This is a genomic window from Balneola sp. EhC07, from assembly GCF_001650905.1.
Lineage (GTDB): Bacteria > Bacteroidota > Rhodothermia > Balneolales > Balneolaceae > Balneola.
Genome location: NZ_LXYG01000012.1, coordinates 191,867 through 217,903, shown reverse-complemented (window position 1 = coordinate 217,903; position 26,037 = coordinate 191,867). Strand labels below are relative to the sequence as shown.

20 protein-coding genes and 1 tRNA gene are annotated in these 26,037 nt (G+C 39.6%); 15 read left to right on the top strand and 6 right to left on the bottom strand.

The annotated features are described in order from the left end of the window. Window positions 1-39: 39 nt before the first annotated feature. From A8B79_RS05185 to A8B79_RS05175, 3 genes are read left to right on the top strand one after another with little or no spacing between them, the layout of a single operon-like run. Window positions 40-1,164 carry a Re/Si-specific NAD(P)(+) transhydrogenase subunit alpha gene (locus A8B79_RS05185; protein ID WP_066218937.1) on the top strand — a complete coding sequence of 375 codons (1,125 nt, stop codon included), beginning with the start codon at window positions 40-42 and terminating at the stop codon, window positions 1,162-1,164. A gap of 58 nt (window positions 1,165-1,222) precedes the next feature. Next, entirely contained in the window at window positions 1,223-1,513 is a 291-nt protein-coding gene (locus A8B79_RS05180; protein ID WP_066218934.1) for an NAD(P) transhydrogenase subunit alpha, read from the top strand. Then, window positions 1,510-2,931, top strand: coding sequence for an NAD(P)(+) transhydrogenase (Re/Si-specific) subunit beta (locus tag A8B79_RS05175; RefSeq protein ID WP_066218931.1), 1,422 nt, complete (start codon window positions 1,510-1,512; stop codon window positions 2,929-2,931). Before A8B79_RS05180 ends, A8B79_RS05175 begins: the two co-directional genes overlap by 4 nt. Window positions 2,932-2,972: 41 nt before the next feature. Here the strand turns inward: A8B79_RS05175 and A8B79_RS05170 are convergent, their stop codons facing one another. Then, a complete protein-coding gene (locus tag A8B79_RS05170) occupies window positions 2,973-4,226 on the bottom strand; it encodes an MFS transporter (RefSeq protein WP_066218927.1) in 1,254 nt (417 codons plus the stop codon). An 82-nt stretch (window positions 4,227-4,308) separates the two neighbouring features. Between A8B79_RS05170 and nth the strand changes: the two genes are divergently transcribed. Continuing rightward, window positions 4,309-5,007 carry an endonuclease III gene (gene nth, locus A8B79_RS05165; protein WP_066218924.1) on the top strand — a complete coding sequence of 233 codons (699 nt, stop codon included), beginning with the start codon at window positions 4,309-4,311 and terminating at the stop codon, window positions 5,005-5,007. 240 nt (window positions 5,008-5,247) lie between these two features. Then, a tRNA-Gly gene (locus A8B79_RS05160) sits at window positions 5,248-5,320 on the top strand. A 65-nt stretch (window positions 5,321-5,385) separates the two neighbouring features. On the opposite strand, the gene A8B79_RS05155 is transcribed toward A8B79_RS05160, so the two are convergent. Both A8B79_RS05155 and A8B79_RS05150 read right to left on the bottom strand, forming a co-directional pair. Continuing rightward, window positions 5,386-6,099 carry a LytR/AlgR family response regulator transcription factor gene (locus A8B79_RS05155; protein ID WP_066218921.1) on the bottom strand — a complete coding sequence of 238 codons (714 nt, stop codon included), beginning with the start codon at window positions 6,097-6,099 and terminating at the stop codon, window positions 5,386-5,388. Beyond that, window positions 6,096-7,226, bottom strand: coding sequence for a sensor histidine kinase (locus A8B79_RS05150; protein WP_066218917.1), 1,131 nt, complete (start codon window positions 7,224-7,226; stop codon window positions 6,096-6,098). Before A8B79_RS05150 ends, A8B79_RS05155 begins: the two co-directional genes overlap by 4 nt. 209 nt (window positions 7,227-7,435) lie before the next feature. On the opposite strand from A8B79_RS05150, the gene A8B79_RS05145 reads away from it, so the two are divergent. Both A8B79_RS05145 and A8B79_RS05140 read left to right on the top strand, forming a co-directional pair. After that, entirely contained in the window at window positions 7,436-8,332 is an 897-nt protein-coding gene (locus A8B79_RS05145) for an ABC transporter ATP-binding protein (RefSeq protein ID WP_066218915.1), read from the top strand. Window positions 8,333-8,394: 62 nt separating this feature from the next. Next, window positions 8,395-11,901, top strand: a complete 3,507-nt coding sequence (locus A8B79_RS05140; RefSeq protein WP_235603587.1) for a M1 family aminopeptidase — start codon at window positions 8,395-8,397, stop codon at window positions 11,899-11,901. Between the two features lie 163 nt (window positions 11,902-12,064). On the opposite strand, the gene katG is transcribed toward A8B79_RS05140, so the two are convergent. Beyond that, a complete protein-coding gene (katG, locus tag A8B79_RS05135; protein ID WP_066218910.1) occupies window positions 12,065-14,281 on the bottom strand; it encodes a catalase/peroxidase HPI in 2,217 nt (738 codons plus the stop codon). A gap of 141 nt (window positions 14,282-14,422) precedes the next feature. Here katG and A8B79_RS05130 point away from each other — a divergent pair, with 141 nt between their 5' ends. From A8B79_RS05130 to A8B79_RS05100, 7 genes are all read left to right on the top strand, one after another. Further along, the gene (locus A8B79_RS05130; protein ID WP_066219045.1) at window positions 14,423-15,601 is read left to right on the top strand and encodes an MFS transporter; all 1,179 of its coding nucleotides are present in this window, start codon (window positions 14,423-14,425) and stop codon (window positions 15,599-15,601) included. Window positions 15,602-15,680: 79 nt separating this feature from the next. Next, window positions 15,681-16,109, top strand: a complete 429-nt coding sequence (locus A8B79_RS05125) for an OsmC family protein (protein WP_066218908.1) — start codon at window positions 15,681-15,683, stop codon at window positions 16,107-16,109. Window positions 16,110-16,208: 99 nt separating this feature from the next. Then, window positions 16,209-18,350 (top strand): ATP-binding protein, encoded by a 2,142-nt coding sequence (locus A8B79_RS05120; protein WP_153038352.1) that lies wholly within the window; start codon window positions 16,209-16,211, stop codon window positions 18,348-18,350. A gap of 91 nt (window positions 18,351-18,441) precedes the next feature. Further along, window positions 18,442-19,944, top strand: a complete 1,503-nt coding sequence (gene purF, locus A8B79_RS05115) for an amidophosphoribosyltransferase (RefSeq protein ID WP_066218902.1) — start codon at window positions 18,442-18,444, stop codon at window positions 19,942-19,944. After that, entirely contained in the window at window positions 19,931-20,527 is a 597-nt protein-coding gene (gene yihA / locus A8B79_RS05110) for a ribosome biogenesis GTP-binding protein YihA/YsxC (protein WP_066218899.1), read from the top strand. Before purF ends, yihA begins: the two co-directional genes overlap by 14 nt. A gap of 22 nt (window positions 20,528-20,549) precedes the next feature. Further along, a complete protein-coding gene (gene serA / locus A8B79_RS05105) occupies window positions 20,550-22,139 on the top strand; it encodes a phosphoglycerate dehydrogenase (RefSeq protein WP_066218897.1) in 1,590 nt (529 codons plus the stop codon). Between the two features lie 82 nt (window positions 22,140-22,221). Then, window positions 22,222-22,611 carry a hypothetical protein gene (locus tag A8B79_RS05100; RefSeq protein WP_066218894.1) on the top strand — a complete coding sequence of 130 codons (390 nt, stop codon included), beginning with the start codon at window positions 22,222-22,224 and terminating at the stop codon, window positions 22,609-22,611. 82 nt (window positions 22,612-22,693) lie between these two features. Here the strand turns inward: A8B79_RS05100 and mnmD are convergent, their stop codons facing one another. Together mnmD and A8B79_RS05090 are read right to left on the bottom strand one after the other, a co-directional pair. Beyond that, entirely contained in the window at window positions 22,694-23,470 is a 777-nt protein-coding gene (gene mnmD / locus A8B79_RS05095) for a tRNA (5-methylaminomethyl-2-thiouridine)(34)-methyltransferase MnmD (RefSeq protein ID WP_066218892.1), read from the bottom strand. Continuing rightward, window positions 23,463-24,737 carry a DUF4097 family beta strand repeat-containing protein gene (locus A8B79_RS05090; protein ID WP_066218890.1) on the bottom strand — a complete coding sequence of 425 codons (1,275 nt, stop codon included), beginning with the start codon at window positions 24,735-24,737 and terminating at the stop codon, window positions 23,463-23,465. Before A8B79_RS05090 ends, mnmD begins: the two co-directional genes overlap by 8 nt. A gap of 111 nt (window positions 24,738-24,848) precedes the next feature. Between A8B79_RS05090 and A8B79_RS05085 the strand changes: the two genes are divergently transcribed. Further along, window positions 24,849-26,036 carry a M20 metallopeptidase family protein gene (locus A8B79_RS05085; RefSeq protein WP_066218885.1) on the top strand — a complete coding sequence of 396 codons (1,188 nt, stop codon included), beginning with the start codon at window positions 24,849-24,851 and terminating at the stop codon, window positions 26,034-26,036. Window position 26,037: the final 1 nt, after the last annotated feature.

Below are 26,037 nucleotides of genomic sequence, written 5' to 3'. Positions count from 1 at the left end.
TCTAATTTACTATGTTCTAATACCTAACGGAGGGAACAATTGATTATAGCAGTACTTAGAGAAACTTCAGAACATGAGAAAAGAGTAGCTCTTTCGCCTGATGTAGTTCGTCAACTTAATAATGAAGACATTCAAATATGGATTGAAAAAGATGCCGGTCTGCCTTCTAATTTTCGAGATGACACTTATAAGGATGCCGGAGCTGTTATCATCGATTCTAAAGAAGAGTTACTCACAAAAGCGGATATTTTACTTTCAGTACAGACACCATCAGATGAAGACCTTAGTAAGTTAAAGAAAGGCGCTGTTCTGGTCTCCTTTATTTGGGGACTTCAGAATCCTGAGCTGGTTTCCAGATTGTTGGAATTGAATATTTCTGCTTTAGGAATGGATGCCATCCCAAGAATTTCCAGAGCTCAGAATATGGATGCTCTTTCTTCCATGAGCTCCATTGCCGGATACAAAGCGTCCCTGATCGCAGCTAATGAACTCGATAAATATTTCCCAATGATGATGACAGCGGCTGGGACCATTCCTCCATCCAAAACACTGATTCTTGGAGCAGGAGTTGCCGGATTACAAGCCATTGCAACATGCAGAAAACTGGGTGCCGTTGTTGAAGCCTTTGACGTTCGACCTGCAGTTAAAGAACAGGTAGAAAGTTTGGGTGCTAAATTTATCGAAGTGGAATTATCTGATGAAGAAACAGAAACCAAAGGAGGATACGCAAAAGAACTCACGGAAGATGACAAGCTAAAGCAGCGTGAACTGATCCATCAGCATGCAAAAAAATCGGATATCATTATAACCACAGCATTGATTCCAGGACGACCGGCTCCGCTTTTGATCACCAAAGAAATGGTAGCTGATATGAAGCCCGGTTCTGTAATTGTTGATCTTGCTGCTGAAAATGGAGGGAATTGCGAGCTTACGGAAGCGGGAACAACTCAAGTTGTTAATGAAGTCAAGATCGTTGGACCTATAAATCTTCCAAGTCAACTGGCAAACCATGCAAGTACGCTTTATGCAAAAAATATGCTGGCTCTTTTGAATTTGCTGTTAAAAGATGGCGAACCAAACTTCGATTTTGAAGATGAAATTCTACTAAACACAACGATAACCCACAATGGCGAAATTATTTCACCATTAATTAAGAATAATTGAATTACGAATTAGGAATAGGCTGCATATTCCTAATTCAAATGTTCCTAATTCATTCAATATGTCCATACTCATTTTTTCTTTATTCATTTTCGTTCTCGCCTGTTTTATTGGCTTTGAGTTGATCTCGAAAGTGCCTCCAACTTTGCATACCCCTTTGATGTCGGGAGCTAATGCAATTTCAGGAATCACCATTGTAGGAGCGCTTATTGTTACCGGTGGCGAAGGCGGATTACTTACTCAGATTCTTGGTGTGGCGGCAATTATTTTCGCTACAATAAATGTAGTCGGCGGATTTATGGTAACCGACCGAATGCTTGAGATGTTCAAGAAAAAGGGAGATGACAAATGAGTCAGTTTCTTCCGGATTATATCGTTACATATTTGCCCGATGCGATTCAGTTAATTTATCTCATCGCTACTGCTTTTTTTATTCGCGGATTGAAATTACTTGGATCTCCTGCTACTGCCCGAAAAGGAAATCAGCTTGCCGCAACAGGAATGTTGATCGGAATTATTGTTACTCTTTTTGATCAGCAAATTGTTTCTTTTGAATGGATAATAGCCGGAGTACTGATCGGAAGTTTGATCGGGATAATTTTGGCTAAAAAAGTTGCTATGACAGCCATGCCGGAACTAGTAGCAGTTTTTAATGGATTTGGTGGCGGTGCTTCTGCTTTAGTTGCTTGGGGTGAACTCAGTAAATTTGCTGATCCTTCTGTGATGGGAAATTCGAGTTTGGTTACGACCGGACTCAGTATTTTCATTGGTTCTCTGACATTAACAGGGAGTTTTGTGGCTTTTGGAAAACTGAAAGGATTCATTTCAGGAAATGCAATTACCTTTCCGGGATTGAATTTTATCAACATTGCTTCCATGATTGGAGTGGTAGTCCTGATCGGTGTTTTTACTTATGATCCAGCAAATCAAACGGTATTCTGGATCATTTTGAGTTTGTCACTTTTGATAGGAATCACTTCGGTGATCCCGATTGGTGGAGCCGATATGCCGGTAGTGATCTCATTATTAAATTCTTACTCCGGACTTGCCGCTTCTATGGCTGGTTTTGTACTCGGTAACAATTTGCTCATCGTTTCCGGTGCCTTGGTGGGAGCTGCGGGATTGATTCTAACTCAGATCATGTGTAAAGCGATGAATCGCTCTCTATTCAATGTAGTATTTGGAAGTTTTGGAGGAGACTCTTCTTCCGGTCAAGTTTCCGGTTCTGATGGAGACAAAACAGTTCGTGAAACTTCTGCAACGGATCTCGCCATTCAGGTTGCATACGCCTCTAAGGTTGTAATTGTGCCCGGTTACGGATTGGCGGTTGCTCAGGCTCAGCATATCATAAAAGAAGTAGCTACTAAACTAGAAGAACGTGGAGTACAGGTGAAGTATGGAATTCATCCGGTTGCGGGAAGAATGCCCGGACATATGAATGTGTTGCTTGCTGAAGCAGATGTTCCGTATGATCAATTGTATGATATGGATCAGATCAATCCTGAATTTGCATCTACGGATGTTGTATTGGTGATCGGGGCAAATGATGTGGTCAACCCAATGGCAAAAACTTCTCCAGGAAGTCCGATTTATGGAATGCCCATTCTGAATGTGGATGAAGCCAAGCGAACGATCGTCTTTAAGCGAAGTTTGAGTTTCGGCTATGCCGGAATTGATAATCCGTTATTCTATACCGAAAAAAATCAGATGTTTTTTGGGGATGCAAAGAAAAGCTTGCAAGCTTTGAATGAAGCTCTTAATGATGTTTGATCACTGATTTCGCTGATTCTTATAGATGCCAGATCTAGCTTTTAAACTTTATCGGCATTGTAGCTTTTCATAGCCTTTAAAAAGCAGGCTGTAGACAGTATTCCGCAAACAAGAAACACAGAAAACATAGCTTGAGATGGTCCTTTTGATCCGGTAAAAATATGATCCATCAACCAACCCGTTACCGGTGGACCGATTCCAAATCCAACTATACTTACCACAAACAGATAAACAGATCCGGCAACACCGCGCATTTTCGATCCCACAAAATCCTGAATCAAAGCTGCAGCTACTCCGTTGTAGGATGACGAAACTACGTTGGCTATTCCGATCAGTATCAATCCCATTAGAGCAGTTTCAGCGAATAACCCGAAAAAATAAAATGGTAATCCTCCGAGTGCTGCTACAATCCCGGAAATAAATCTCTTTTCTTCACCGAATTTCAATGCCAACTTATCAGCCATCCAACCGGAAAGATTTACACTGACTCCCGTAGCAAACATAAACCAACCATAACTACTGATCAGGTTAGAGGACTCAAATACATCTGTTAATATGGTTCCGATAAAAGCCAAAATGGAATAACCGCTTAGCGCCAACAATGAAAATCCCATTAGGTGATAACGAACCGTTGGCTTTTTCAGAATAAATGAGAGTACTTCAAAAAAGCTTTGATCTGAAGACTCTGAATCTATCGTAGTTTCTCTAGATGGTTCTTTCAACAAAAAATAGCCCAGAACTGCTAGCCCAACTCCCGGTAAACCAACTGATTTTAATGCAAACCGCCAGTCGTAATTTTCAGCAATGCTCCCTCCTATCAAGAAAGAAAGTCCCACTCCAATAAAAATTCCTGAGGCGTACACAGAAAACACTCGTGCTCTATGCTTCGGCTTAAAATAATCTGCTAAGAGCGAATACACCGACGGACTTAATGCAGATTGACTAACCCCAATTGCAAATCTTGCCGAGATCAAAAAAGCAAAGGAGTTCGCAAAACCGCTCGCAAATGTCATCATACTCCAGATCAACAATCCCGACAGGATTATATACTTTCTTGAAAAGCGGTCTGCCATTCTTCCCATAAAAATTCCACAGAAAGCATATACCAGAGAAAAAGCAGGTCCGTAAAGAACTCCCACTTGAGTATTTGTAAAGTTCAGATCTACTCTTATTTGTGATGCAAGCACCGCAATGATCTGTCTGTCTACAAAACTACAAATATAGATCAGCATCAAAGTAAGCAGTGCTATTAATGCGTAAATATCAGGACGATTATTTTTACCGGAAAAATTCATGGCGGGAATTTAGAAACTATATTTCACATAAGTTCCTTATCTATGGTACAATCTTTATGTTTAGAAAAAGAAAATTCTATTTATGTCGAAGCAAAAACTGCCACGAAAAACAAAGAAGCAAAAAGAGCGAGCTCAGAAGATCTTAAATGAGCTTTATACTTACTACCCAAATCCCGAGTGTGAATTAGATCACCGAAATCCTTTTGAGTTGTTGATCGCCACTATTTTAAGTGCGCAATGCACCGATGTTCGGGTAAATAAAGTAACTCCTGAATTATTTGAACTCTATCCAACTCCGGAATTAATGAAAGACGCTCCCATTGAAGATCTAGAAGAGCTGGTAAGAACAACCGGTTTCTTCAGAAATAAAGCGAAATCATTAAAAGAAACCTCTACAATTTTAGCCGAAGAGTTTGATGGCAAAGTACCTCAAAACATGGATGATCTTCTAAAACTACGCGGAGCTGCTCGAAAAACAGCTAATGTTGTACTAGGTAATGCATTTGGAATAAACGAAGGTGTAGTAGTTGATACGCACGTTAAGCGCTTCTCGAACAGGTTTGGATTGACAAAACATAAATCAAATACAGACAAGATCGAGCGCGATCTTATGGCGTTATTTCCTCAGGAAAACTGGACTGATCTCTCACACCTGATGATACATCACGGCCGCGGACCTTGTAAAGCAAGAATTTCTTCTGCTCCGGATCACCCACTTTGTGAAGAATATGGAATTAACTGTGAGTGCCAAAAGATGAGGGATAAGGAAAAAAAATCTTAGGAAATATAAATTACAGATTACTATCAGAAATTTCCATCTGACGGATATCCCGTCTGATGGAAATACTCCATGCCATAAACGGATTTTGGTCAGACGGACTCAAGCCGTCAGACCGCATATTATGAAGTTGAAATATTAAACAAGCTAAATGTTGAATCTTTTCAAAATTAAGGTTGAATTGTAATCTAAATCAGCCTTATATTTAAAGCCGTTTCAGAAATGAAACGAATTTTACTGAATGCGAGAATAGCTCAGTTGGTAGAGCACAACCTTGCCAAGGTTGGGGTCGCGAGTTCGAGTCTCGTTTCTCGCTCTTACAAAGCCTTTCAGATATAATCTGGAAGGCTTTTTTTATAAGATTAAATCTATACTGGGAAACTATTTTTTGTTCAATATTATTTCTCGGATGGCTTTGCTGTAAGTCTGTCCGATAGGAACTTCATGATTTCCTATAATTAAGACATCACCTTTCATCGAAGTTATTTTGTTTAAGGAAATTATGAATGACCGGTGTACACGCAGAAATCCAGATTCAGGAAGCAACTCCTCTAAACCGGATATCTTTTCATGTACCAAAATTTCTCCCTTTTCCATAAACATTGTGGCGTAATTACCTTTGGCTTCCACATATAAAATATCTTTCGTATTTATTTGATAGTGTTCTTTCTCTCCTTTCACAAAAAATCGAGAAACATGCCCTTCCTTCTCCTCACTGTTGTTTTGTTTATTACTAACTGAGGAAGGGCTTCCGATAGCTTTATTTACTGCCTTCAAAAAGCGTTCAAAGCTAAAGGGTTTAACCAGATAATCTTTTATAGCCAGTTCATACCCTTCAAGAGCATGTTCTTTATAAGCTGTAGTTACGATCACTTTGGGAGGAGCTTGGAGCGTTCTAAGAAATTCGAAGCCTTTGAGTTCAGGCATATGTAAATCCAAAAACATCAGATCGACATTATTCGAGTTTAACCATTCCAAAGCTTCAAAAGCATCATAGCATTGAGCTACAACTTGTAAGTGAGGTATTCTCTTACAGAATGTAGTCACCAGGTCATGCGCCAAAGGCTCATCATCAACAATTATACATTTGATCATAGCATATTAAGCTGAAGTGTTATTTTAAATTCGTTCTCACCTTTTACAATATCAAGTTGGTGCTGATCGGGGTACAACAGCTCCAATCGCTGCCTAAGATTTGCCAATCCGATCCCCTTTTCAGAATTCGGGTTCTTTTCTTCAAAATTGTTACTGATTTCAAAAACCAGTTTCTCGTTTTGAATATCTGTTTTGATAGAAGCATGGATAAACGCTCCATCCCTCAATGACTCCACTCCATGTTTGAAGGCATTCTCCAGAGGTACGATAAAAAGTAAGGGTGCTACCTGTAAATCCATTTCTTCAGGAGTTTCGAATCGGATGTCCACCTCTTTCTGATATCGTATTTTATGCAGATCGATATAGCCTTGCAGATATTCGATCTCGTCTTTCAAACTTACTTTATCTTTTTTACCCTCATAAATAGTGTAGCGCATCATATCCGAAAGCTTGAGAATCACCTCGGGCGCTTTTTTCGATTGATGAACCACCAACGAATACAAATTATTCAGTGTATTAAAAAAGAAATGTGGATTAACCTGACTCCTCAGTAACGCTAATTCAGCCTCCGCCTTTTCGGCTTTCAAAGTTCTGAACCATTTCCATTGTTCATAAAACCACAGAGCTATCAATATCGGGATGGGTAGTAAAAACAGACTTAAAGCCCACATTTTGTAAGTACTTTCATACAGTTCAAAGCTACCTGTGAATAATCGGGCATATAAAAAGAATAGTGCTGAGCCACCATAAAGCCCAAAAATCAGGAAACGATACTTTTTAAAGAAATCCGGAAGGATGAAATAGAACAACATCAGCCAGAATGAGATCATCAGCAGAATCATCAACGGATTATCCTGAAGTTGACTGGTAAAATATCCGATACTGAAAATCACCATCACCAATACAAAAAAACCGGTGCCTACCTTAATTATCCTTCCCCCGCTTTTCAGGTAGCGATGTATGGCCAGTGAAATAAAATACGCATAGAACAAGAAACCCAAAGTATTGCTGATCCAGGCGTTTCCGGGGACTCTGATCAGGTCGATATACTGCATAAACAGAATCAATACAAAAGTAATAATCGGTCCTATTACAAAAGCCTGATATTTTCGAAAGATGTTATTCATAACTTAAAATAAGTGAAATCAGACACTGATACTCTTCTTCGTGTTGAACAGTTTGTTTTTTGAAACGAGTCCTTCTTTTTTTGACATGAACCGGATTCATCACGGTTTTCATACTGTTGATGTCAAAATTTTTATTGTCCGTCTAATCACCTTAACAAAGCTATTAAGCCTCCGTAATTTCGTCAAAATTCAATAATTAAGACGTGATTATGCACACATTAGACATTCAAAATATTTCCAAAATCTATGCTAACGGTGTACAAGCATTAAGCAATGTATCACTAACTATCCGGAATGGAATGTATGGATTATTGGGTGCCAATGGCGCCGGTAAATCTTCCCTGATGCGAACCATAGCAACATTACAATCTCCATCTTCAGGTAAAATCCTGTTCAATGGGGTCGATATTCAAAAGAATCCCGATATAGTACGAAAAGGTTTGGGTTATTTGCCTCAGGAGTTTGGAGTATATCCTAAAATATCTGCGGTTGAGTTACTACATCACATTGCCGTTCTGAAAGGGATCACAAGTAAAAAAGATCGAAGCCGACAAATAGAGGAGCTACTGCGTCAAACCAATTTGTATGAGCACCGAAAGAAACATGTTCATACTTATTCAGGAGGAATGCGACAGCGATTTGGGATTGCTCAGGCATTATTAGGAAATCCTCAAATCATCATTGTGGATGAACCCACAGCTGGATTAGACCCGGAAGAAAGACATCGCTTCCTGAACTTGCTCAGCAAAATAGGCGAAAACATCATTGTGATTCTTTCCACTCATATAGTGGCTGATATCTACAATTTATGCTCGAATATGGCGGTTCTTGATAAAGGATCACTGGTAGTTCAGGGAAACCCTTCAGAGCTGGTAAGCACACTGGAAGGTAAAATCTGGAAAAAAACTATTCCCGCGATTGAACTATCCAACTATCGGGAATCTCATCATATTATTTCCACCAGGCTAGCAGCCGGGAACACTCAAATTCATGTATTAGCCGATCACGCTCCGGGAAATGATTTCAAGTCCGTCGCTCCCACACTCGAAGATTTCTATTTCTCAGTGGTTTCAAACTCTGAACAACAAACCGTGGGTGTATCATGATTGCTGCGTTATTAAAATTCGAACTTATTTATCAAAGGAAACTCTGGGCGCTTCCGGCAGCTATGGTCCTTTTCTTTATATCCGGACTACAAATTGGCGGACAAGCTTTCGCTCCTGATCTCGTCAACTTCAATGCCCCTTATCAGATCAGCTATTATACCTCCATTTTTACTCTGGGAGCCGTTTTTGCCATTATGTTTTTTGTTATTAATGGCGTGCTACGCGACAGCACACATCGTATGCAGGAAATCATTTTCAGTACCGGTGTTCAGAAATATCAATTTTTTATCAGCCGGTTTTCCGGGGTTTTCATCTTCAGTCTGCTTGCAGTGAGTCCGCTGATAATTGGAATGATTACCGGAAGTCAGATCATGAACCTTGACCCCGATCGTCTGGCTCCACTCAACCTGTTTCACTATTTCTGGAACTGGTTGGTCTTCGTACTTCCAAATGTATTTATCTGCTCGGGCTTCATTTTTTCTGTGGGACTCTTAACTAAAAACAGGATGTCGGTCTACGCGTCTGCTTTGTTAATCTATGTATTGTACTTTGTGTGTTCTTTCTATTTTGATTCCCCGATGCTGGCAGGTTCAACACCAAGTCACACTGATAATATGACGATTGCTGCGCTGGGCGATCCCTTTGGTGTTTCGGCTTTCATGGAGCAAAGTCAGTACCTCACTCCCTTTCAGAAAAACAGCGTCTTAGTATCCCTTTCAGGGAATTTCTTGTACAATAGATTACTATGGATTGGGATCACATTCGCTATTCTTGGAGCAACATACCAATTATTCTCTTTCCGGGTTTTGCAGCGAAAAAAGCAAAAGGCTTCATCAGACCAAATACAACTAAAAGATGTTAGTACAGATAGTAACTACCAGCCGTTGGATATTTCTCCATTCACTCAAAAGGCCTTTTGGTATTCTTTCTTTTCCCAAAGCAGAATAGGAATTAAGCAACTGTTCAAAAGCCTTCCTTTTCAGGCGATGATCGTTTTTATCGTTTTTGTGATGTGCTCCGAATTTTATTCAAGGCTCGTTGATGGCGGTAGCTATTCTGAAAGTCTGTATCCGGTAACTGCTTTGTTGGCGGGATTAAACAGCACTGCCATCTTTATTTTTGGTGTGATGTTGATCATTTTCTTCAGCGGAGAATGGGGTTGGAAAGAACGAAGTGAAAATATGCATCTTATCCTTGATGCGACTCCGGCCTCAAACGCGTCTTTCTTTTGGTCGAAAGTTTCCGTGCTGATGTGCATTCCATTGTTATTTGTAACACTCGAAATTGTGATTGCAATGATTTTTCAGGTGCTGCTGGACTATCCCACATTCAACTTGAGCACCTACTTATCGCTGTATTATTTTCATGGAGCTCCACTTGCTTTCTATATTCTGATCGCCCTGTTTATCCAATCACTTTCTCCCGGAAAATATCTTGGAATGGCAATAACCGGATTGCTCGTTGTAACCTTTGCAACTCCTTTGTCAGGTACGCTGGGTATTGAACATCCGCTGCTAAGAGTCGGAGCTATGCCAACGGTTACGTTCTCGGATATGTCCGGTTTGAGCAACAATGCTTCTGTTTTTTATCTCTTCTCTCTGCATTGGCTTCTATTGGGATTCATTTTGTCGGTCATCGCTCTTCATGGTTGGCGACGAGGTATTATTGAAAGCTTTCTGATTCATACTAAGCAGGTATTCAGAAATTGGTCACGCAAAAAGCTGACCATTCTCGCTGTTCTGGGATTGGCTTTTCTCAGTACTTCCGGGATGATCTTCTACAAAACCAATATCGAAACAGAATATCTTTCTTCGGATGAATTCCTGGATCGCCGGGCGGACTACGAGAAAAAATATAAACACTTTGATGAGGTGAATTGGATGTACCCGATTTCCATTTACACGGATGTAGCACTTTATCCAGACGAAAGAAGCTATTCCGTTGATGCTGTGTACACGCTCATGAATAAAAGTGATTCGGTAGTAAACCGGGCGCTGTTTATTGAGAAAAAAACCATCACTGAAATTAAACTCGAACGGGCTACGTTAGTGAATACCGATCCCATACATGGAATTTTTGAATTTCAATTCGATACGCCGGTACAACCCGGAGATACTGTCAGACTTGAATTTTCTGCAGATGGAAGCCACAAAGGACTGCAATCCGGAAATGATCTGGTAGATAACGGCAGTTATGTACACCTCCGTGATTTCAGTCCGTTTCTAGGATATACTCAAAGTCTTGAGATCCGAAATAACCCCGAACGGAATAAACGCGGTCTTCCAAGAAAATCATTTGAACGACCTTCAGCAGCTGATTTTGATGTCATGGAATCCGGATTTGGGCGGGTTGATTTCGAAACAATACTATCAGTACCCGTTTCTCAGACAGGTGTAACCGTTGGTCGTCTTGAAGAGGAATGGACCGAAAATAATCGGAATTATTATCGGTTTAAATCTCAAAATCCGGTGGCTCCTGCTATCAGCTATCACTCCGGAGTGTATGAAGTTGAACAGGAAAAATATCAAGGAATAACGCTGGAGCATTATTTCCATTCGGAACACGCCTTCAATAATTCCACCATCATGAATAGCATGAAACACACGCTGGATTATGCTCAACAGGAATTTGGAGACTATCACCTTGATCATCTTCGTATAGCTGAAATCCCTTCTTACTGGAGATTTGGAGGATATGCCGCTTCAGGAATGATCAGTATGGTGGAAAATAATTTGTATCTGGTGGATGAACGTGACCCCGAAGCCTTCAGCCTGATTGCAAAGCGCACCATTCATGAAGTCGCTCACCAATGGTGGGGACACATGCTCAGCACACAGAACGTAAGCGGAGGAGCTATTTTTGTGGAAGGTTTTGCCAAATACACCGAAGCTGTAGTCATGGAAAAACATTTTGGAATGGCTTCGCTTTTTCAACTGAGTGAAACAGCTAATCGTGCCTATTTTAATGGTCGTTCTTATGCTTCCACTCCTGAGCAACCTTTGTATTTGGAACAGGGAGAACGCTATATGATGTATGGCAAAAGCTATATAGTGATGGTAGCCTTGAAAGAACTCATTGGCGAAGAAGCAATAAACCGGATCTTAAAAACTTTGGTGCAACGACATAAAAACGAGATCGATGCAACTGTAACTTCTCTCGAATTTTTAGAAGAATTGTACGCGGCAACTCCTGTGGAATATCACTCCCTCATTGAAGACTGGTTTAAGAAAATCATCACCTATGATCTTTCGGTTGAGGACTTAGACTATACCGAACTTAACGATGGCAGCTATGAAATTACCATGACCATTGATGCTTCTAAATTTGAATCGATAGATGGAATTGAGTCTTCGGTTTCCATGAATGAGCCCATTCCTGTGGGGCTATTTACCACTCATCCTTCAAAAGCATCAAAAGAGCAGACCATATTTCTTGAACCAATGAAGGTTACCGACGGAACACAAAAGCTAACGTTCCGGATTGACACCCTTCCGCAATATGTGAGTATTGATCCATATGGAACACGTCCCGATCAGGTTCGACAAGACAATTGGCTGCAACTAAATTAGTGTTGAGTTTTTGAGGTTTTACTCCAATCATCTTCTGTGAGAATAGCTCTGTCTTGACAAGGTTGTTGTGGTCCTGGCTATTCGGGGAGTCTCATCTCTCGCTCAATAAAAAGCCTCTTAGAAAAATCTAAGAGGCTTTTTACTTTGAATAAGGATATTGACCCTACTTCAGATCAAACCGATCTAAGTTCATCACTTTATCCCAGGCTTTTACGAAGTCGTTTACAAACTTCTCTTCTGAGTCGCTTGTACCGTATACTTCTGCAATTGCTCTGAGTTCTGAATTAGAACCAAAGATCAGATCTGCTCTGGAAGCTGACCATTTCACATCTCCGGTTTTTCGATCGCTTCCTACAAATACATTTTGTTCATCTGTAGTTGCCTGCCATGTTGTATTCATATCCAACAGGTTCACGAAGAAATCATTGGAAAGTGTTCCGGGTTTGTCCGTAAATACACCTTTCTTTGATCCGTCGAAATTGGTTTCCAGAACTCTCATTCCACCAACCAATACGGTCATTTCCGGAGCAGTTAATGTCATAAGCTGAGCTTTATCCACTAACATTTCCTCTGCAGTAGTTTTATGTTTTGGTGCAAAATAATTACGGAATCCATCAGCCGAAGGTTCTAACCATGCAAATGATTCTACATCCGTTTGTTCAGCAGTTGCATCTGCTCGACCGGGTGTAAATGGTACTGAAATTTCATGACCAGCTTCTTTTGCGGCTTTTTCAATTCCTGCACATCCACCTAAAACAATCAGATCTGCCATGGAAACTTCTTTTGAGAAATCACTTTGAATCCCTTCATAGACTTTCAACACTTTATCCAATTGCTCAGGATTGTTTACTTCCCAATCTTTCTGAGGAGCTAATCGAACTCTTGCTCCATTTGCTCCACCTCTTTTGTCAGAGTTTCTATAAGTAGATGCAGAAGCCCAAGCTGTTGATACCAGTTCTGAAACTGACAATCCTGAATCCAAGATTTCAGCTTTCAAACCTTCAATATCATTTTCGTTGATTAATGCATGCTCCACTTTCGGGATCGGGTCCTGCCATAGCAGTTCTTCTTCCGGTACTTCCGGTCCGAGCAACAACGATTTTGGCCCCATATCACGGTGAACCAGCTTATACCAGGCACGTGCAAAAGCATCAGCAAATTCATCAGGATTTTCATAAAATCTTCTTGAGATCTTCTCGTAAGCAGGATCTGCTTTTAAAGAAAGATCTGTCGTCAACATAAACGGTGCATGCTTTTTATCAGGATCGTGTGCATCAGGAACTGTTCCTTCTCCACCACCATCAACCGGTCTCCACTGCCAAGCACCAGCCGGACTCTTATATTTTTCCCACTCATACTTGAACAAGTTATCGAAATATAAATTACTCCATTCTGTTGGTTTTTGTGTCCATGCTCCTTCTAATCCACTGGTGATAGTATCAGCTCCTTTTCCGGTTCCATGAGCATTTTTCCAACCTAATCCCATTTCTTCAATAGACGCACTTTCAGGTTCTGAACCCAAATGATCTTCAGGTGCGGCTCCATGCGTTTTCCCGAATGTATGTCCACCCGCAATAAGCGCTACCGTTTCCTCATCATTCATCGCCATTCTTGCAAAAGTCTGTCGGATGAAAGCAGCTGCTTTTAATGGATCAGGTTCTCCATCAGGGCCTTCAGGGTTTACATAGATCAATCCCATATGGTCGGCACCGAGAGGCTTTTCTAAGTCTCCCTCTTCGTTATGACGCTGACTGCCTAACCATTCACCTTCAGCTCCCCAATACACATCTTCTTCCGGTTCCCAACGATCTTCACGTCCGCCGCCAAAACCGAAAGTCTCAAAGCCCATTGATTCCAGAGCAACGTTTCCGGCTAGAATCATAAGATCAGCCCACGAAAGTTTTCTTCCATATTTTTGCTTGATAGGCCACAGTAATAGACGAGCTTTGTCAAGATTTACATTATCCGGCCAGCTGTTTAACGGAGCAAAACGTTGCATTCCTGTCCCTCCACCGCCACGTCCATCGGTTACTCTGTAGGTTCCTGCGCTATGCCAAGCCATTCTGATCATCAGTGGTCCGTAATGACCAAAATCTGCCGGCCACCAGTCCTGAGAGTCCGTCATTAATTCTGTTAGATCTTCTTTAACAGCTTTCATGTCCAGTTTTTTAAATTCTTCTGCATAATCAAAATCTTCTCCCATTGGATCTGACTTGGAAGAATGTTGGCGAAGAATATTCAAATTCAATTTGTTCGGCCACCAGTCTTTATTTCTGGTTCCGCCTCCGGCATCTTTCCTCATTGAGCCATTATGAAATGGGCATTTACTAATATCGTTTGCGTTATAAGTTCCCGAACTTTCTTTTTCTTTATCTGACATAATCTTTTTTCTTTACAGTTTTAATCCATTAACAACATAAAAAATCATTTCATTCTTTATGATAGATATTCATTATCGACGCGTTAAAATCAATCTTACGATTTGAGTATATTTTAAATGGATTCTTCCTTTTCTTCTTCTATGAAAATTAGCTCCTCAATTCCCAAGCACATCTTACCTGTAATTGTATTCTCTCAATTTGCAGGAACTTCACTTTGGTTCGCCGGTAATGCAGTTGTTCCGGATCTGATCGAAGAACTAAATTTATTGGAGATGTTTGTGGGATTTATCACGATGGCTGTACAATCGGGATTTATCATCGGAACATTGGTTTTTGCAGTCTTAAGTGTCGCCGACAGATTTTCTCCCGTAAAAGTATTTTTAGTGTGTTCTGTTTTGGGAGCGCTGGCAAACGTTCTGACTATTTACAGTTCAAATTTTACTGAAGTAATGTTAGCCCGATTGTTTACAGGTTTTTTTCTGGCAGGAATTTATCCCGTCGGAATGAAAATAGCTTCGGACTGGCATAAAGAAGGTCTTGGAAAAGCTTTGGGATATTTAGTTGGAGCACTTGTTTTAGGAACCGCGTTCCCACATTTCCTTAAGTATCTGGGTGGCGACATGCCATGGAGATTTGTTATTACAGGAACTTCTGCTCTCTCGGTGATCGGAGGCTTAATGCTTTTCTATTCTGTTGCTGATGGTCCTTATCGTGTAAGAAGAAGTTCTTTCAAACCCTCTATGTTTTTTACTCTGTTTAAAAACTCAAACTTCCGTTCCGCTGCTTTCGGATACTTCGGACATATGTGGGAACTGTACACGTTTTGGGCTTTCATTCCTACTTTGCTTGCTTTCTACGTGTTATCAAACCAGGGGTTCATAATAAATATCCCTTTGTGGTCTTCCATTATTATTGGTGTTGGCGGAATAAGTTGCGCTATTGGTGGATATATTTCTCTTAAAAAAGGAAGTAAGTTTGTTTCTAAGATCTCCCTCTTTATATCAGGATTATGTTCAGTATTAATTCCATTTTTGTTTCATGCACCGGTCTGGGTATTTCTTGGACTTTTATTGATCTGGGGAATATTTGTAATTCCTGACTCTCCACAATTTTCCACACTTGTAGCTCAATCAACAGATAGTTCCTACATCGCTACCGGACTTACCATCGTGAACAGTATTGGTTTTGCAATAACTATTGTAAGTATTCAGCTTGTTAATTTGATGTGGGCTCACTTTCAGAATCCGTTGGTATTTTTGGTGATTTTTATTGGCCCGCTATGTGGCCTATTTGCCATTAGTAGATATAAAGTTTCCTGATAAAAGGAATTTATGAGTTTTACTTTCTGTTTGAATACTGAAATAAACAACTAATAACAAAATAAGTAAGGTTATCACTATGCCAGTTAAAAAAGCGTCAGCCGTGTGGAACGGAAACCTAAAAGAAGGAAAAGGATCTATTAATTCTGAAAGTGGAGTCTTATCTGAAGCTGCTTTTACTTTTGCGTCCAGATTTGAAGATGAAGGAAAATCTAATCCGGAAGAACTAATTGGTGCAGCCCATGCCGGTTGTTATTCTATGGCACTATCTAATGAATTACACAGCGCCGGACATGATTCTAAAAGTGTATCAACCAATGCCGATGTATCTTTAGAAATGGTAGATGGGACACCTACAATTACAAAAATTAAATTGACAACCAAAGCAGATGTTCCGGGATTAAGCGATAGTGAATTTCAAAAAATTGCATCTGCCACTAAAGAAGCGTGCCCTGTTTCCCGCGCTTTAGCAAGTGTAGATATTGAGCTGGAAGCTTCTCTGGCCTGACTTCATTTTTACTTAAATTTTCACATATAAAGCCATTCCAATGTGAATGGCTTTTTTTTTGGCCCTAAGAATGCTATAATCAGCTAATTATTTTCTATCGTGGCTAAAAAAATACGGGTTTCAAAACTACTTCTAATACTTGGAATTTGGTTAGTATTGTCTGCTAACTCATACAGCAATGTGTTTGCAGATTTTCAAACGTTCCAAAGTGATACCAATAAGGTTAAGTCAATGTTCTCTGACATTGAACACTTAATGGATGTAGGTAATTTCACAACGGCTTATCAAAAACTAGATTCGGTAGATTTACTGTCTGAACAATTTGATTATGAATACGGATTAGCTTTTTCAGGCGTAAAACGGGCAGAAATATTACTGATCAAGAAACAGATCGATTCTGCTCTTACTTCCATAAATAAAGTTATAGATCAGTTTCCTGACAGCAGATTACGTTTCAATTTTTATAACACACAGGCTGCCGCTTACAATTATAAAGGACAATCTAAACAAGCAATTGAGTCATTCAGAAAGGGCTTAAACTTTATTGAATTACTACCTCCTAGTATGAGATCCAGATCTATCGCGGCCGTCCATGTAAATATGGCGGGGGCATATCATAAACTTGGGGACAGATCTAATACTATAAAAAATTACCTTGAGGGATTACAGTTTGCAGAATCAACAAAGGATTCTTCATTTTTGACGATCACACTGAATAACCTTGGAGATACATACAATTCTTATTCAGAGTATGAACGTGCTGAGTATTACTTAAAAAGAGCAGAGACTATAGCATTACAAAATAATTATAAACCCGATCTGCTCAGAATCTATTTAAATCTGGGTAATACTTTTAGTAATAATGAAAAATACGACGAAGCTTTAAAGTATTACGAACAAGCTCTAGCTTTAAATAAAGAAGTAAGACCAGATACTCCCCCTTTTCAGATCATCTATAATCTGGGAGTTCTTTACAGCAACAAAAGGCAGTTTACAAAAGCTAAAGATGCCTTTGAAGAATCTTTGCAGTACTGTATAGAACTTAAAATTACTCAGGGATTGTATTTTAATTACAAGGGATTAGGCGATCTGTATGAAAAATTCACTCAGCCATATACTGCAATCAGTTGGTATCAAAAAGCACTTGATGTAGCAACTGATCTGGATCAAAATCTCTACATAGTTCAGCTTCATGAAAAACTTTATTTAACCTACAAATCAGTCGGCGAAACCGCTCAGGCCCTGAAATCACTTGAGAATTTTAAAGCTCTTTCGGATAGTATCGCAAAAAAAGAATCAGATGCCGCACTTTCTGAACTGGAAAGTGAGATCGAGCTGAACAGACAAACAGAGATCAACCGACTTCTTGAAGAAAAGCAAGGAATTCAGGAACGCCAGTTAATTTTGACGAGAAATCTTAACATCGCAGCAGTAGTAGTTATTGTGATCATATTAGTTCTGCTATATGTGGTTTTCAGGTCCGGAACAGATCGAAAAAAAGTAAATCTGGTTCTGAATAAACAAAAAGAAGAGCTTGAAGAACTCAACCAAACGAAGGATAAACTTTTCGCTATTGTAGCCCACGACCTTAGGTCGCCTATGGCGTCACTACAGGGTATTTTATATATGATCAACAGCAGTGAGCTTTCCCTTCAGGAGGTTAAAGATCTTGTTATTAGTCTGGAACCAACTCTTCAAAAAAATATAAATACCTTAGATGATCTTCTTGCTTGGGCCAGAAAACAAATGTCCGGAATCAGTTTAAATCCACAAGATATTGACACTAAACCCATTATTGATGATGTAATTTCGAAACAACTTTATGAGATAGATGCTAAAAACCTGACTATTTCGAATAAAATCCCTGGCCAAACAATTGCCTGTGTAGATCTCAACGCTTTCAAACTCATTATTAGAAATCTTCTTTCTAACAGTATTAAATTCACTCAATCAAATGGATCAATAGAATTTGATTGTACTGAAGGTAATGGTTCTGTTACTTTCACTATCAAAGACACCGGTATTGGGATTCCTGAAGATCTCCATGACTCGATTTTTAAAGACAAGTCAAAAACACGCTTAGGCACTAACATGGAACTGGGCAATGGCTTTGGACTAAGCTTGTGCAAAGAATTCGCACACAGAATGAATGGCGAAATTTATTTTGAAAGTGAAGAAAATGTCGGCACTACCTTTTTCTTAACTCTTCCTAAAAGTGGACAAATAAAGTCCAATATTTAAAAGAAATAAAAAGCCATATCCTAATTCAACATTAAGCTTTTCATTTCTTATCTTGAGACTTCTCAAGAATCATCCAAATTCGGAGTTTTTAATGAGCGACAAACCTCGCGAGTATTGTGGAATTTTTGGCATCTTTGATCATGAAGAAGCTGCACTAACCACATATTACGGCCTGCATTCACTTCAACACCGCGGCCAGGAATCAGCCGGAATTGTTACCAGTCATTACGACAAAGACAAAGAACGCATGGTTATGCCTTCTTATAAAGATTTCGGGCTAGTGCTTAGTGTTTTCGATAAACCTAAGATCATGAACAAGATCCTAAAGGGTCGTTCAGCTATCGGGCATAACAGATATTCAACTTCCGGATCTTCTAAAAATCCGGCTAACATCCAGCCTTTCAGAGTTCATTACAGAAACGGAAATCTGGCCATCGGGCACAATGGAAACCTCTCTAACGCCAAACAGATTCGCTCCAGATTCAGAAAAGAAGGAGTTTTATTTCAAAGCACCTCTGATACCGAATTGATTCTTCATCTGATCTCACACAGTCTGAAACAGGATCAGATGGGACAAATAATGGACGCACTGCATCAAATTGAAGGTGCGTATTGTCTGGTAATACTAGCTGATGATAAATTGATCGGTGTAAGAGATCCTAACGGCTTCAGGCCTTTAGCACTTGGAAAAAAAGACGGGAAATTCTGTCTTGCCAGCGAAACTTGCGCTTTCGATATCAATAACGCGGAATACATTCGCGATGTTGAACCTGGCGAAGTTGTGGTAATTGATCAGGAAGCTTCTGATTCCGGAGAAGTAAAATCATACTTTATTGAACCAAAGGAAGGTACTAAAACAAGCCAGTGTATTTTTGAATATGTTTATTTTTCCCGACCGGACAGTATGATCTTCGGTGAAATGGTTGATAAGATCAGAAGAAATTTAGGGCAGGCTTTAGCAAAAGAACATCCTATAGATGAAGTTGTTACCATTAAAGATTCTTCCAAAAAGCCTGTTATCATTTCAGTTCCTGATTCCAGTAACACCGCAGCAATCGGATATGCAAATGAGAATCAGAAAATGGGACACGAGTGTAAATATGACATTGGTTTGATCCGTAATCACTATGTAGGAAGAACATTTATTTCTCCCGGACAAAAATCACGGGAACAAAAAGTTCGGACAAAATTTAATCCGGTTCGTGGAGTAATTGAAGGTCGATCCGTTATTATTGTTGATGATTCTATCGTAAGAGGTACCACTTCTCGTTTATTGGTTGATATGATCCGTGCATGTAATCCTGCAGAAATTCACTTTTTGGTAAGTTCTCCACCAATTATCAGTCCGTGTTATTACGGAATGGATTTCCCAAGCCCTGAAGAACTTATCGCCAATAAATTTGAGCGAAATGTAGATAAGATCGCTGAAGAAATAGGAGTGGACAGTTTAAGATATTTATCAGCTGATGGGTTGGTAAATGCAGTTAAGGAAGCAAATCCGTCGGGTCACGATTATTGTACGGCTTGCTTTACCAGCAACTATCCTGTCCCGGTTAATTTTGGTGTTGAAAAGGAAGAGAATGAACTTGTTTAACGGTAAAGCTAAATTCATAACCAGCGCTACCAAAATTGAAGAATGCCCCCCGGATGAATTTCCGGAAGTTTGTTTTGCAGGTCGTTCCAATGTTGGAAAGTCTTCGTTGATAAACGCGATTGTGAACCGCAAAAACATTGCCCGTACTTCCAATGTGCCCGGTAAAACCCAGCAAATGAATTACTATCAGATCGGAGATGATTGCTTTTTTGTGGATCTTCCCGGTTATGGTTTTGCAAAGGTTCCGAAAAAAGAACGTGAGCGTTGGGGACGAAGCATTCGAAAGTATCTTTCTGAAAGAGAAAGTTTGAGACTTATTCTATCTGTGATAGATGCACGCCATGAGCCCTCTGCCCTTGATCAGGATTTCTTCTATTGGCTCGCATCCAACGAAATGCCCTTTTGTGTGTTGATGTCTAAAGCAGATAAGCTTTCGAATAACAAATTTGCTCAATCAAAAAAGGCAGTTAAAAATATTCTGGCGGAAATGAATATTGAAGTCCCTATTCTGGGCTACTCAGCCAGTTCACGAAAAGGAATCCCTGAAATTCAGGAATTGATTCAGGATTTCATCAAAGAATAGCTTATACCACACTTAATATAAAATGTCATTCAAAGTACTTTTACTAGATAGCGTAGATCCTGTTTGTGCACAGGTTTTTAAATCCAGAGATATTCAAGCGGATCAACCCGGAAAACTTACTGAAGAAGAACTCTTTGACCGGATTGGGGATTATGATGGAATGGTTGTCAGAAGTGCTACTACTGTAACTCCCGAATTGCTTGAAAAAGCAACCAATATGAAAGTTATCGGTCGTGCCGGCGTAGGAGTTGATAATATTGACATCAAAGCGGCTACTACGAAAGGAGTTCTGGTAATGAATACTCCTGATGGAAATACGATTTCTACTGCCGAACATACTTGCGGAATGATCATCGCTTTAGCACGAAATATCCCTACTGCTGTTTCTACTGTAAAAAGCGGAGGATGGGATCGTAAAAAATATATGGGTACCGAAGTTCATGGAAAAAAACTGGGAATTGTCGGACTTGGAAAGATCGGATCAGAAGTAGCGCTTAGAATGCAAGCTTTTGGAATGGAAGTTCTGGCATATGATCCGTTTGCTACTAAAGAACATGCTTCTGAAATGGGAATCCAATTAGTTGATATAGATAGCCTTTTGGGAACTGTTGATTTTCTTTCTGTTCATACTCCTCTTACTGAAAAAACAAAAGGGTTGGTTTCTCTGAAAAATGCAGATAAACTCAATAAGGGGATCCGTTTGGTGAACTGTGCCCGTGGTGGAATTTATGAAGAATCCGATTTACCCGAATTACTGGATTCCGGTGTTGTTGGTGGAATTGCACTGGATGTGTATTCTCAGGAACCACCAACTGAAAAACTCTATAAAGTGCTGGAACACCCCGGTATTATTTGTACACCACATTTGGGAGCTTCAACCGAAGAAGCTCAGGAAAAAGTAGCTGAGCAAATAGCTGCTCAAATGTCGGATGCGCTGGAGAACAAAAACTATAAAGGAAGTTTGAACGGCAAGTCTATTTCGCTGTTAACGAATGCGGAAGTACAGCCCTATCTGCAACTGGCAGAAAAGCTTGGCGCTATGGCTGTTCAGATTTCTCCCGAACATGCCAGCAGTCTGGAATTTGAATATTCCGGAGATTGTGCAAAATTCGCAGACGTATTAACCGACGGTATCCTAAAGGGAATGCTTACCAATTATGTAGAAGATTCCGTAAACCTGATCAATGCGAGACATTTTGCAGATGAGCGCGGATTTTCCATTAAAGAAGTTCTTTCTTCCAAAGGAAAAACTTTTAATGATATGGTTACTATTAAGTTTGCTGAAGGAGCGGAATACCGAAGTATCTCAGCATCTGTTTTTGGCGATAGTGATTACAGGATCGTTCAAATTGATAAATACGGAATAGAACTTCGTTTAGAAGGAGATATCATTATTTATCAAAACCAAGATGTTCCGGGCATGTTAGCTTCTGTAAGCGGAGCCTTGGCTAAGCAAAGCATTAATATCGGTGCTCTGGGATTAGGAAGAACTGAAAAAGGCTCAAATGCCATTACCGCTTTAACTATAGATAAAAAGCTTGAAGATGATGAACTGAAAACCATTAATGAACTAAATGGAATTCAGCATATCCGGTATGTAAGTTTTTCTTGAAAAATTTCTTAAAAACTCCGTCAGGGTTTTAAACCCTGACGGAGTTTGCACCTAATAGAATTAGTACATACACATTTATTTTATGGAACTTTGGAAAAAATTTTTCTTACTATTTTCCAGCTGTATCTTTCTGATGATTGCATGGGGCATTTTTAACTTATTCCAAGTTCCGGAAAGAACTGTTCAAACAACAACGGTTAACGATATATCTCAACCTTTTTCAATTTCTTTTTTTTCTCCTGATTCCCATGAATCTATATCTAATCTTGAGTTGAAATTGCAAAGCAATATTAATGGCAGAGCATCCTTAACTTTAAGTAATCCTGACTCTTCTTTCTCAGAACACTATGTATTGAATTCTGGTTCATCAACAGTAAAATTTTCAGGTGATTGGTATAGCAATTTTTTTAAGCTAAAGTACATTCCTCAAGATTCGACAACTGGAACACTTTCAGTTACTTATTCTTTTTAGTTCGGTAAATAAACACACCCCTAAATCCCCTCTCAAGAGGGGACTTAATTGCTATCATCGCAAATCAAAGATAATCACCCAATCAGTGATCAAAGTCTCCATTATTGAATCGCTCGATAAGTCGTTCTTCGTTTACCCTTTTAAAATTGGTCAGATTCTTTTCAGATAGAGAAGCGATCGTCATTTCTCTCTTGCCCAGCGCACCTCTCGCTTTTGCCAGCTTCCACCCTGCTACTGCCATCGCTGCCCGCGCTTTTGAAGCTGCGCAGTATGTACTAAGTATGGCTTCAGAATGAGCAAGCGATTTAAGTTTTTGAAATGCTTCGGGGGTCCATAATTCTTCATTTACTTCAGGAGAAAAGGCATCGTGGAAAAAGAAATCAGCTTGAACTACTTCGCCTTCAAAATCTTTGAACTTCCCTATAAAAAGGAACAGAGTCACGTCAACATCAGGCAATGGTTTAATGATATTCATCCCTTTCTTTAGGTCTGTGAATATATTTTTCAAAACCTGTTCCAATTCTTCAAAATCCGAAAAAGAAGCGTAATTGAGTTTCCCGGCTTCATCAGCTAAAATTGGAAAAGCTTCCACACTGTGAAATTCAACTTTTGAAATGCACTTCCCTGAAAGATAATAATCCAGCAGTAAAAGGAAGTTTAATCCGGTTCCGAATCCGGTTTCAAAAATAGTAACTTTCTCGTTTTGAACTAAAGCATCCGGTACATTGGACGTTTCGAAAAAAACGTACTTACTTTCGGAAACAGAACCGTTTGGATTGTGAAAATACTGATTATAAGTATTGGAATAGAGTGTGGAGGAACCGTCTTTTGTTATGTGATGATCAGGACGTTCACTCATTCTTATTGATCGATACGGTACCGTATCCTGTTTTGGCTACAACTTCTACTCCACCTTTACCAATTTTTCCTATGATGTGGTTTTTCTTTTTCCTTCCATTGAAGGAAAAGGCTTCATCGATCTCTACTTTTGTGCCGTTCACGTTCAGATCAACATTAACATCAGCAGGAAGAAAAAGGTCTATCTGTCCGGCTCCGTTTCTGGCTTGTATATCTCCACCAATGCTGAGAAAACTCAGTTTGATATTTCCTCCGCTTGAAAATGCATTCGTACTTCCTGAAAGGTCTTTACCGGAAACATTTCCACCGGATGTACTCATTTCCAGATCACCTTCAAAATTGACAGCTGATAAATGTCCACCCAAAGATTTCAATGATGCGTCTCCTTTTGAATCTGACATTTTTATATGTCCACCTTCCGTAAATGCTGTTATATCACCGGAAAGATCCTTTAAAGTTATATGTCCACCTGAAGTTTTGCATTCTACATCACCTTGAAAGTTTGTCGCTTCAATATGTCCGCCACTTGTAAAAGAAGTAACATCCATTGAGGACGGGATATAAATAGTGGTTTGCATCTGAATATTTGAATCGTTGCTTTTAGTATTAACTACTCTGAGTTCTGCAGAAGATCCGTTCTTTTTTGTTGATACCGACACCATTTCTTTCAATGATTCTTTTGATGCTATATCTCCTGAAGCTTTTACAGATATAGATGCTTTAGCATTATCAGAACCAACCAATACTATTGAACCTGATGTTAACTGAACAGAAATATCATTCAATCCTGTTGCATCAAACTCTTCAGTAAATGCATAAACTCCCGGCGATACATTGCTCCATTCGCCCGGAGTTACTTTATACTCTTTTTTAAGCATCAACAAGCCTTCAGCCAGATCAATGTTGATGGAAAAACTGTCATCTTCAAGTTCTTTTAAAGCAGCTTCTAATTCTGTCATCATCTCCTGCTTAGCTTCTTCAGGAATCAATGCCGCTAAACTTTTCAGTTTCTCTAGACCATCCAGAGATTTCAGCTCTTCCAGTTCTTTAAGCTCTTCCATCTTTGCGAGCTCTTCAACATCAATAACCGTTACACTTCTTGTAGAGGTTTTTGACTTGTCTGAAGATGTGGCTTTTGCCGTTGCATTGGCTGTATACTTCTCTTCATCTTGTGAATGATTATTATCATCAGCCTTTGAAGTGATAATAATAGCCACCAGTAATAAGAACAGGCCTGCAACAATTATTTCCCAGGATCTATTTTTCATATTTTTCTATTTGAATGCACAGACAATCCGTACGCTTGCTTTAATCTAAAGTTACAGATTTGATAGCTAAGTATATATATTATTCCTTCATCTAATTTCATCCATAAAAGCATGAACCTTCACAACAAAATAAAAGAACTCACTAAGAATTTTCATCAGGAAATGATCGAAACCAGACGGTATCTGCATCAACACCCTGAAGTGAGTTATAAGGAATTTGAAACAACAAAATTCATTAAATCTAAACTTGATAAACTCGGAATTCCATATGAAAGTCCATTGGAAACAGGTTGTGTAGGTATTATTGAAGGAAATAAGAAATCAGATCGTGTAATAGCGCTACGTGCCGACATCGACGCTCTTGCAATGACCGAAGAAGGAGATTTCAAAAAAGACTTCTTCTCAAAAAATGAAGGTGCTGCTCATTGCTGTGGACATGACGCTCATACTTCAAATTTATTAGGTGTTGCCCGAATCTTGATGGAATTGAAAGATGAGATCGAAGGAACCGTACTTTTAGTTTTTCAGCCCGGAGAAGAAAAACTTCCAGGTGGAGGAAAACTCTTATGTGATACAGGGTTTCTTCAATCTAAAAATGTTGATGCTATTTATGGACTTCATACTTCTCCAAGCCATAAACCCGGAACAGCTGCGATCAGAATTGGGGAATTCATGGCTAGTCCCGATGAAATTGACATTGTGATTACCGGGAAAGGCGGTCATGCCGCACGTGCTCATGAAGCAGTAGATCCCGTTGTTATTGCGTCACATTTCATCACAGCAGCGCAAACTATAGTCAGTCGTTCTGTTGATCCAACTGAATCAGCTGTGGTTACAATCGGTAAAATTGAAGGCGGAACTGCTCATAATATCATCCCCGAAAAAGTACGTATGTATGGAACCGTGCGTACTTTCAGCAAGGACACTAAAGATTTGATCGAGCAAAGACTTCATGATCTGTTAAAAGGGATTACTGAAGCCCATGGAGGAGGTTATTCATTGGAATATCGAAGAGGTTATCCCGCTGTTATAAATTCTGAAGCTGAGACTATGAATGTTCTTGAAACAACACAGGAATTATTCGGAAATGAATCTGCTATTGAAGTTGAACGACCCAGCATGGCAGGAGAGGATTTCGGATTTTATCAGGAGATTTTTCCGGGAGCTTTCTTTTTTGTTGGAAGTGGAAGTGAAGAGTCGGAGTCTACTTACGTTTGGCATCACCCTAAATATAATGTGGATGATCGATTCTTTTTAACAGCTGCTCCGTTAATGGCAGCATTGGTGTTGAAGAAATAAC

Excerpts from the sequence above, each read along its gene's own strand:
- A8B79_RS05180 (WP_066218934.1), top strand. The coding sequence starts at position 1,223 with ATGTCCATACTCATTTTTTCTTTATTCATTTTCGTTCTCGCCTGTTTT.
- A8B79_RS05175 (WP_066218931.1), top strand. The coding sequence starts at position 1,510 with ATGAGTCAGTTTCTTCCGGATTATATCGTTACATATTTGCCCGATGCG.
- A8B79_RS05170 (WP_066218927.1), bottom strand. The coding sequence starts at position 4,226 with ATGAATTTTTCCGGTAAAAATAATCGTCCTGATATTTACGCATTAATA.
- nth (WP_066218924.1), top strand. The coding sequence starts at position 4,309 with ATGTCGAAGCAAAAACTGCCACGAAAAACAAAGAAGCAAAAAGAGCGA.
- A8B79_RS05155 (WP_066218921.1), bottom strand. The coding sequence starts at position 6,099 with ATGATCAAATGTATAATTGTTGATGATGAGCCTTTGGCGCATGACCTG.
- A8B79_RS05150 (WP_066218917.1), bottom strand. The coding sequence starts at position 7,226 with ATGAATAACATCTTTCGAAAATATCAGGCTTTTGTAATAGGACCGATT.
- A8B79_RS05145 (WP_066218915.1), top strand. The coding sequence starts at position 7,436 with ATGCACACATTAGACATTCAAAATATTTCCAAAATCTATGCTAACGGT.
- A8B79_RS05140 (WP_235603587.1), top strand. The coding sequence starts at position 8,395 with ATGGTCCTTTTCTTTATATCCGGACTACAAATTGGCGGACAAGCTTTC.
- katG (WP_066218910.1), bottom strand. The coding sequence starts at position 14,281 with ATGTCAGATAAAGAAAAAGAAAGTTCGGGAACTTATAACGCAAACGAT.
- A8B79_RS05130 (WP_066219045.1), top strand. The coding sequence starts at position 14,423 with ATGAAAATTAGCTCCTCAATTCCCAAGCACATCTTACCTGTAATTGTA.
- A8B79_RS05125 (WP_066218908.1), top strand. The coding sequence starts at position 15,681 with ATGCCAGTTAAAAAAGCGTCAGCCGTGTGGAACGGAAACCTAAAAGAA.
- purF (WP_066218902.1), top strand. The coding sequence starts at position 18,442 with ATGAGCGACAAACCTCGCGAGTATTGTGGAATTTTTGGCATCTTTGAT.
- yihA (WP_066218899.1), top strand. The coding sequence starts at position 19,931 with ATGAACTTGTTTAACGGTAAAGCTAAATTCATAACCAGCGCTACCAAA.
- serA (WP_066218897.1), top strand. The coding sequence starts at position 20,550 with ATGTCATTCAAAGTACTTTTACTAGATAGCGTAGATCCTGTTTGTGCA.
- A8B79_RS05100 (WP_066218894.1), top strand. The coding sequence starts at position 22,222 with ATGGAACTTTGGAAAAAATTTTTCTTACTATTTTCCAGCTGTATCTTT.
- mnmD (WP_066218892.1), bottom strand. The coding sequence starts at position 23,470 with ATGAGTGAACGTCCTGATCATCACATAACAAAAGACGGTTCCTCCACA.
- A8B79_RS05090 (WP_066218890.1), bottom strand. The coding sequence starts at position 24,737 with ATGAAAAATAGATCCTGGGAAATAATTGTTGCAGGCCTGTTCTTATTA.
- A8B79_RS05085 (WP_066218885.1), top strand. The coding sequence starts at position 24,849 with ATGAACCTTCACAACAAAATAAAAGAACTCACTAAGAATTTTCATCAG.